The following is a 7,206-nucleotide window of genomic DNA, read 5'->3' as shown; positions in this document are numbered from 1 at the left end:
ATTCTCTCTAAACATCAGTAACTCCATATATGCTTATCTAATATGATGCCAATGTATTACTGATGCTGATTCTGTCAAGTAATTTCTCATCATTTATTTAGATACTATTCGTGTCAAGCATGGACTTTTTTCTATGGAGTCATACTGTGTAAATCAATGAAAAATGTCCAAACTCCAGAAAGAAGCTCAGGTCAATTGACCTGAGCTTCTTTCTGAAATGTGGCTTTTATCCGTTTAGTGATGTCTTCGTAAGTTTCATTTTATACCCCATCTGTTTCTCAATCTCTGAAATCTCTGTTCCTCTGTGGTGAAATTTATCTCTGATATCTCATCTCTTTCACCTTTCCCCTTGACGAAAAGACGAAGTTTCGCAAGCTTGCCCAATCATGAAAGCATCGAACAATCGCAGCATCGGTTTTCTTGCCCGCAGGTATCTGAAAGGGCGAAGCGGAGCTTTGATCGGGAAATCTCACTATCTCACTCTGGCGGGTAATACGCTTGGGGTTTTGGCTCTGCTGGCAGTCAATAGCGTCATGAACGGTTTTCGCTGCGACGTCGAAAAACGCATCATCGGCACCTTATCCGAGATCCGTATCGGTTCAGCGAATTCACAGCCATTGAAGGGAAGCGATTCATTGATCCAAAGCCTTGAAAAGCAAGGATATCGCGCCGCGCCGGTGATCCGCAACGAGCTATTGATCAAGCGGGGCACGATCGTCATGCCGGGTGTCTGTTTTGGGATTGATCCGGTGGCGCAACCTCGCATCAGTAGTGTGCTAATGCCCTCTCATACCGATAAAGGCGAACTGAGGCAGGGAATCGTGGTTGGGCATCTTGATCCTTACCGTTTCAACGCGGGTGGGATCATTCTCGGTGCTGGTTTGGCGATGCATTTGGGGATTTCGTTTGGAGATCAGGTGCAGCTTATTTCGCCTATCTTCAACGTTCCAACGGCATTTGGATTGCTGCCAAGAGTGCGCACGCTCGAGGTGCAGGGCATCTTCGAATCCGGCATGCCGGAATATCAACAGAGCTTTTGCTACATTCCTTTGGAAGTGGGCGCTTTCTTTAGCGGGTACACGGAAGAGGTGGATTATATCGAACTGCGCAGTCCCGATTCCAGAAACACCCAGCGCTATCTATCCCGCTTGAGAGAAGAGCTGAAAGATTTGGAAGTCAATGATTGGAGCAGTTTCGATTCCAGTCTCTATGGCGCCATCCGCTTTGAGAAATTCATCATGTTTGTCATCATGCTTTTCATGTATATCATTGCCTCCTTCAACCTTACGGGTAATATGCTGAAGGCGATCGCGCAGAAGAAACGCGAGCTCGGCTTGCTGAAAGCGATCGGCTTTCGGGATTCCGAACTGCGCAACCTGTTTCTGCTTCAATCTCTGATTCTGAGCACGATCGGCATCGCTCTGGGCTTGCTGCTCGCCACGGCGCTGCTCCTGCTGCAACAGCAATTTGGGATCATCAAGTTTGCCCTCGGCGGGGCGCAACATATCGTTCTACCTGTTCGGATGCTGCCATCGGATTATATTATCGTGGTGACGGTATCATATCTGATCACCATGATCAGCGTGCTGCTTCCGCTAAAACGTTTGCGGCGTGTCGATCCGGTGGAAATGCTGCGTCAAACTGTGTAAAAAAAATAAATGAGGTAAAATCATGGATCGTAAAGAAGCCTTTCGTTTTGCGATCGAAGCCGAGATGCGTTCGCAAATGCTTTATAGCGCACTGGCAAAGAGTTTTCGCAAGCCGGAAAACAGCGCTGTGTATCAGGAACTGGTGATTTTGGAAAAGAATCACGAGGAAAAAGTGCGCACCGCCTTTGAAACTGAGTATCCTGGTCATGATCTTCAGCTTGAGCCAGAATTGAGTGTCGATCTGCGCAGCATCAATCCCAGAGAGCCCAAGGAAGTGCTGGATTTTGCCATCAGCCGCGAGGAGATGGCGCAAAGCATCTATCTGGAACTGGCGGAAGGCAGCGCTGATAGGGAAATGAAAGAGCTGTTCAACCGTTTCGCAGTGGAAGAAGATCATCATAAGACCATCCTGCTCACCGAAATCCAGAGAATGCAGGGTGCGCTGGTGTGGTACGATCCCTCCGAACTCAGTGGCTTGATGGAATACTAATAAAGCAGAGAATTGATAATTGGTTAGTGAGTTTTCTCCTTGTTTTATGCAGGATTTTGGCAGAAACTGCGATTTCAAGCTCATCCAGGAGGGCTGGTTCGAGGAAGACGACGTCGTCCTCGAGCTTTATTCTGGAGAGAGATACTATTCTCCGGAAGTGCAAAAGCTCATCGCTGATGCCTGGCAGGAAGCCCGGCTCGATCCAAACCAGAATCTCTATAACGGCGTAGTGCTCAGCATGATAGCCAACTCGTCCGTGGGCAACACCTTGCGAGTCCAATGTATGCATACGGACTACAAATCCTTCTATGGCACCAATGTCTGCAACTATGCCGAAATTGGTGATCCAATCCAATGCGCGAACGCTCTTGCCGTTTGTGCTGTTGTGGAAAGCCGGGATGGGAATATCCTCATCGGCAGGCGTAGCGGTAAAGTAGCGGAAAGTAAAGGGCTCTGGCACGTTCCGGGGGGCACTTTGGAAGTCTCTCCCGAGCTGGAACGCCATGCCAACGCCATCAAGCTGAGGTCAAAGTATCTGCTCAATCCTTTTCGGCAAATGGAACAGGAATTGGAGGAGGAATTTGGCATCGTGGTCGGGGATATCAGCTTTTCCGTTTGCCTCGCCCTGGCTGAAAACATCTTGATCGGCAAACCCGAGTTTCTTTGCTATTTTCATCTCAATATCGACAGCAGCGAAATGAGCAAAAGGATCGAAACCGCCAAGTGCCGGGAAGAACACGAAGAGATATTGCATCTTCCGCTTGAAGAGATCGAATCCTTTGTGCAAAGCTACCCCGTCGCCCCCATCGGCAAAGCGGCGCTCTATTGTTATCTCAACTATTTGCAATCAAATCATCCATCAAGCTGTCGATGAAAAAAGATCAAAGCAACCTCTTTGAAGAAGCCGAACTTTCGGACAAGAAAGTACCCCTGGCGGAAAAGCTCCGCCCCCACACGCTGGAAGATATGCGAGGGCAGGATCGCCTCATTGCCAAAGACTCCCTGCTCTATCAAATGATTTCCACCGGACTCTATCATTCATTCATCCTGTGGGGTCCGCCCGGCACCGGCAAAACGACCATCGCCGGGATCATCGAACGTGCCGGAAATCATCGCTTTGTGCATTTCAGCGCAGTGCTGGCAGGGATCAACGACGTCAAAGGCGTGATGAAGGACGCGGATTATGCCCATCGACATAAAAACCTGCGCACATTGCTCTTCATCGACGAGATTCACCGTTTCAACAAATCCCAGCAGGACGCCTTTTTACCCTATGTCGAATCCGGAGCGGTGATCCTGATCGGTGCCACGACGGAGAATCCATCCTTTGAAGTGATCCCGGCGCTGCTTTCGCGCTGCCACGTCTTCGTTCTGGAAATGCTCTCCGAGGAAGATTTGCGAGCTATCATTGAGCGCGGAGCCCAGGAATTGGGATTGAAGTTAGATAGCAACGTAATCGGCTGGCTCGCACAACAAAGCGGAGGAGACGCGCGCAGCGCATTGAACCAGCTTGAACTACTGGAAAGCTTCCTGCGCGAGACCCCAAACCCTGATCCGAAACAGCTTGCCCGCGTGTTGGAAAAGAAAAGCATGTTTTATGACAAGAACCGCGAGGAGCACTATAACCTGATCTCAGCCTTGCACAAATCCCTGCGCGGCAGTGATCCCCAAGCAGGTTTATATTGGCTGGCGCGGATGCTGGAAGCGGGTGAGGATCCACGCTACCTGGTTCGCCGCCTGATCCGTTTTGCCAGTGAGGACATCGGTCTTGCCGATCCCAACGCTTTGGTGCAAGCCATCGCCGCCAAGGATGCCCTCGTTTTCATCGGTATGCCGGAAGCCAGCAACGCCATCGCGCAATTGGTGGTCTATCTGGCAACAGCGCCAAAGAGCAACGCGCTCTACACAGCATATTCCGCCGCTGCCGAAGATGCCCGCAAGACAAGTCATTATGGCGTTCCCATGCATGTTCGCAACGCTCCCACCAAGCTGATGAAGGAGCTGGATTATGGCAAAAACTATCAATATGATCATGATCACGAGCATAATTATAGCTACCAGAAGTACTTCCCGGACAAGATGGAGGAAAAAACATACTACAAACCCGGACAGTTCGGATTTGAAAAAGAGATCGAAAAGCGCATTCAGTGGTGGTTGAAACTGCGTTCCACAAAGTGACCGGAGGCTCTATCCCTTTTTTTTGATCTGAGCGGTGGATTCCCTCAAGTACAGCGGTTCCAGATTCGCCAGTTGTTCAAAGTCTCCGATCTCCTCAGCGGGCATCAGTTCTTGTAGTGAAAATAAAGCCGCCGCGCCAGTGATTTCATCTCCCCCAGCGGCGAGGACAAACTCCATACCACTTTCTCCGATGGCATTGCTCACGATGCTTGAAGCGCTACCCAGAATGTATGCCCCATCCGCGTTCCAAGTATTGATCTCTTCTGGTTTGCAGACGCGTGGAGCCTCGAGGACATTCAGATTTTCATCATAGAGCGCTGCGTAGATATCCCTCATTTTGGCGTCAATCACAGTGAGGATGTTTCTGCCGCATTGAAAACGTTGTAAAGCGCAGAGCTTCAAAGCGTCATGGCAATAGAGCGGAACGTTCAAGCCAAACGCGATTCCCTTGGCGGTGGCGAGCCCGATGCGCAATCCGGTAAAGGATCCCGGTCCATTGCAGAGCAGGATCGCGGAGATATCTTTGGGCAGAAACCCGCAAAACTTTAGCGCGGCATCAATCTGCGGCATGAGGGTCTCGCTGTGGGTGATGCTGAGATCAAAATAGACGCTATAGATCAAGCGTCCTTCGCGCTGCAAAGCTATGGATCCCGCGCTCTGGGATGTGTCAAGCGCCAGGATCAATTTCCGCTGCTGATCCATTCGTCATAGATTTTTTCAAATATGAGCTTGTGTTTCGCTTCGTCGGAAGCGAGTTTGCGAAAGAGAGTGGCGAGCTCGCCATCGCTGAACTTCACGCTCATCTCGGAGTAGAGCTTAAAAGACGCTTCCTCGCGCTTCATTGCCTTGATCAGGATGTTCTGATAGGTGAGATCGAGGTTGTCCGCATCCATGGTGAGATATTCGCTGATCTTGAGGTTTTGCACTCTGGGGATTTCGGATTCGGAGACGCCCTTTTTGCGAATGTTTTCGATCACGATGATGTGTCCCATCTCCATTGATTCCAGATCACGGAGCATTTCGATCTGTTCTTTAAACTTCACTTCGCCTTGCAGATCGCGGTAAAATTTGACCGCTTCCTGCTCGCGCGACACAGCAAAATCGAGTATTTCGTTGAATTCTTGTGTTGTCATTGTTCCTCTTATTTACGCAAAATTGTGTCGGCATTGCTCGAAAACCACCCGATTTTTTATAGTGCCGAAAATGAACACCCATTACGGAATAATGCCGGTGTCACATTGGTATGCAGGGCTTGAGCTCTGCATTAGAACATTTTACTGTTTCTAAAACCACCTGTTTCAATGCCATGAATAAAGCTGAGTTTGAAAAAAGGGGGTGTGAAGGCTTGCCAGGGCAAGCCTTCACACATTACTCATGTCAATCGATGGGTTCGAACATATCTTTACCGACGCCGCATTCCGGGCAAACAAAATCCTCGGGAAGTAGCTCGAAAGGCACGTCGTCGTTTTCAGCCGGATCGTAGATCCAACCACAGGCGATGCATTGGTGTTTTTGCATTTGATCCTCCTCTTAGTAGTTTTCGTAGTGAATTTCAAAATATGATTGGGGGTGAGTGCAGGTTGGGCAAACCTTCGGAGCTTCCGTTCCTTCGTGAATGTACCCGCAATTGAGGCATTTCCAAAACAGGATTTCTTCTTTTTTGAACACTTTCAGGTTTTTGATGTTGTCATAGAGCTTGCGAAAGCGCTTTTCATGTTCTTTTTCCACCTTGGCAACGAGGCGCCAAGAGAGGGCGATGTCTTTGTAGCCTTCTTCTTCGGCGATTTCCGCAAATATCGGATAAAGCTCGGTCCATTCTTCATGTTCGCCAATGGCGGCATATTCGAGGTTTTTGAGTGTTTCCTCGGCAGACCAACCCACCGGATAGGAAGCCATGATGTTGATCACCTGTCCCTCGAGACCGTTTTTGAGCAGGTGTTTGAAGAATACCTTGGCGTGTTCTTTTTCGTTTTCGGCGGTTTCCGTGAAGATGTTTGATATCTGCTCATAGCCTTCTTTTTTGGCTGTTTTGGCAGCATAGACGTAGCGCATCCGTGCCTGGCTTTCACCGGCGAAGGATTTCAACAGGTTTTCAGCGGTTCTGGTTTCCTTAAAGGACATTGATTTTTTCCTCCTGATTTTATCGATAATATTAAGCGTTTTTCCAAAGTCCGTGCAGATTGCAGTATTCACGAGCGTAGAGCATATCGGCGAGCGCAACCGGGAAGATCGCTTCAGGGGTGTCTCCGGGTTTGAATTCATGACGATAGACATCGGTCTCGGTGACCACTTCGATCATGGCGATAAAGTGCTTTTCCTCCATCGGATGAGGCACGGAGCCAACTGATACTTTGATCTTGCCATTTATTTCCGTGATCACTGGGACGTGTTTTTCTTTGGCGGCATCCACGGAATTTGTCTTGAGTAGATTCATCGGTTCACCGCAGCAAACCAATTCACCGGCTCCGGGAAAGAGCATTTCAACGACGTTCCCGCAAAGCGGGCAATGGTATATCTGGCGCAGTTCTGTCATTTTTCCTCCTGAAAAATATCACTTGATACTATGCTAAAATTAGCTATGAGTTTTGTCAACAGAATTTTTTTCCCACGCCACGAAGTGGCTCAGTTTTACGTTTTCGTCTGCAGTTTTGCGCTTTCGCTTCAGTTTTTGCGTTCGCTTTCTGCTATGGCTTTTCCCTTTCCGTTTTACGCTTTCGCTGGAATGATGGGACAAATTCCCCCTTTGCATTACGGAATCAATACGGACTCATTACGGACTAAGTCCGTATTGACTCCGTAATGCTAAGGAGGTAGCGCCGGATGCCGATCCTGCGGAGTGCCTGCAAATAGTTAACCTGCAATGAGTTAACCATTGGGGTGGTAAATTCC

The 7,206-nt window shown here is 49.0% G+C and carries 9 protein-coding genes; 4 read left to right on the top strand and 5 right to left on the bottom strand.

Annotated elements, in window-relative coordinates; all coding sequences use genetic code 11:
• Window positions 1-386: 386 nt before the first annotated feature.
• The 4 genes from Q8M98_00045 to Q8M98_00030 are packed head-to-tail and all read left to right on the top strand — an operon-like array spanning window position 387 to window position 4,317.
• Window positions 387-1,649, top strand: coding sequence for an FtsX-like permease family protein (locus Q8M98_00045; GenBank protein ID MDP3113142.1), 1,263 nt, complete (start codon window positions 387-389; stop codon window positions 1,647-1,649).
• 22 nt (window positions 1,650-1,671) lie between these two features.
• Complete coding sequence (locus Q8M98_00040; protein MDP3113141.1) at window positions 1,672-2,139, top strand: ferritin family protein; 468 nt, start codon at window positions 1,672-1,674, stop codon at window positions 2,137-2,139.
• Window positions 2,140-2,158: 19 nt separating this feature from the next.
• A complete protein-coding gene (locus tag Q8M98_00035; protein MDP3113140.1) occupies window positions 2,159-3,013 on the top strand; it encodes an NUDIX hydrolase in 855 nt (284 codons plus the stop codon).
• On the top strand, window positions 3,010-4,317 hold the full coding sequence (locus Q8M98_00030; protein MDP3113139.1) for a replication-associated recombination protein A: 1,308 nt from the start codon (window positions 3,010-3,012) through the stop codon (window positions 4,315-4,317). The genes Q8M98_00035 and Q8M98_00030 overlap by 4 nt, the downstream gene beginning before the upstream one ends.
• 9 nt (window positions 4,318-4,326) lie before the next feature.
• Here Q8M98_00030 and tsaB read toward each other — a convergent pair whose 3' ends face one another.
• From tsaB to Q8M98_00005, 5 genes are all read right to left on the bottom strand, one after another.
• Window positions 4,327-5,019, bottom strand: a complete 693-nt coding sequence (gene tsaB / locus Q8M98_00025; protein MDP3113138.1) for a tRNA (adenosine(37)-N6)-threonylcarbamoyltransferase complex dimerization subunit type 1 TsaB — start codon at window positions 5,017-5,019, stop codon at window positions 4,327-4,329.
• Entirely contained in the window at window positions 4,998-5,450 is a 453-nt protein-coding gene (locus tag Q8M98_00020) for a ferritin family protein (GenBank protein MDP3113137.1), read from the bottom strand. The genes tsaB and Q8M98_00020 overlap by 22 nt, the downstream gene beginning before the upstream one ends.
• Window positions 5,451-5,694: 244 nt before the next feature.
• Window positions 5,695-5,835: a rubredoxin gene (locus Q8M98_00015; protein MDP3113136.1), complete on the bottom strand. Its 141-nt coding sequence runs from the start codon at window positions 5,833-5,835 to the stop codon at window positions 5,695-5,697.
• 12 nt (window positions 5,836-5,847) lie between these two features.
• The gene (locus tag Q8M98_00010) at window positions 5,848-6,438 is read right to left on the bottom strand and encodes a rubrerythrin family protein (protein ID MDP3113135.1); all 591 of its coding nucleotides are present in this window, start codon (window positions 6,436-6,438) and stop codon (window positions 5,848-5,850) included.
• Window positions 6,439-6,469: 31 nt separating this feature from the next.
• Window positions 6,470-6,850, bottom strand: coding sequence for a desulfoferrodoxin (locus Q8M98_00005; protein ID MDP3113134.1), 381 nt, complete (start codon window positions 6,848-6,850; stop codon window positions 6,470-6,472).
• Window positions 6,851-7,206: the final 356 nt, after the last annotated feature.

Source organism: Candidatus Cloacimonadaceae bacterium (genome assembly GCA_030693415.1).
Lineage (GTDB): Bacteria > Cloacimonadota > Cloacimonadia > Cloacimonadales > Cloacimonadaceae > JAUYAR01.
Note: the sequence above shows the minus strand (reverse complement) of the source record. Positions and strands in the feature narration are given on the sequence as shown.

Coding starts and splice junctions, on each gene's coding strand:
- Q8M98_00045 (MDP3113142.1), top strand. CDS start 387: ATGAAAGCATCGAACAATCGCAGCATCGGTTTTCTTGCCCGCAGGTAT.
- Q8M98_00040 (MDP3113141.1), top strand. CDS start 1,672: ATGGATCGTAAAGAAGCCTTTCGTTTTGCGATCGAAGCCGAGATGCGT.
- Q8M98_00030 (MDP3113139.1), top strand. CDS start 3,010: ATGAAAAAAGATCAAAGCAACCTCTTTGAAGAAGCCGAACTTTCGGAC.
- tsaB (MDP3113138.1), bottom strand. CDS start 5,019: ATGGATCAGCAGCGGAAATTGATCCTGGCGCTTGACACATCCCAGAGC.
- Q8M98_00020 (MDP3113137.1), bottom strand. CDS start 5,450: ATGACAACACAAGAATTCAACGAAATACTCGATTTTGCTGTGTCGCGC.
- Q8M98_00015 (MDP3113136.1), bottom strand. CDS start 5,835: ATGCAAAAACACCAATGCATCGCCTGTGGTTGGATCTACGATCCGGCT.
- Q8M98_00010 (MDP3113135.1), bottom strand. CDS start 6,438: ATGTCCTTTAAGGAAACCAGAACCGCTGAAAACCTGTTGAAATCCTTC.
- Q8M98_00005 (MDP3113134.1), bottom strand. CDS start 6,850: ATGACAGAACTGCGCCAGATATACCATTGCCCGCTTTGCGGGAACGTC.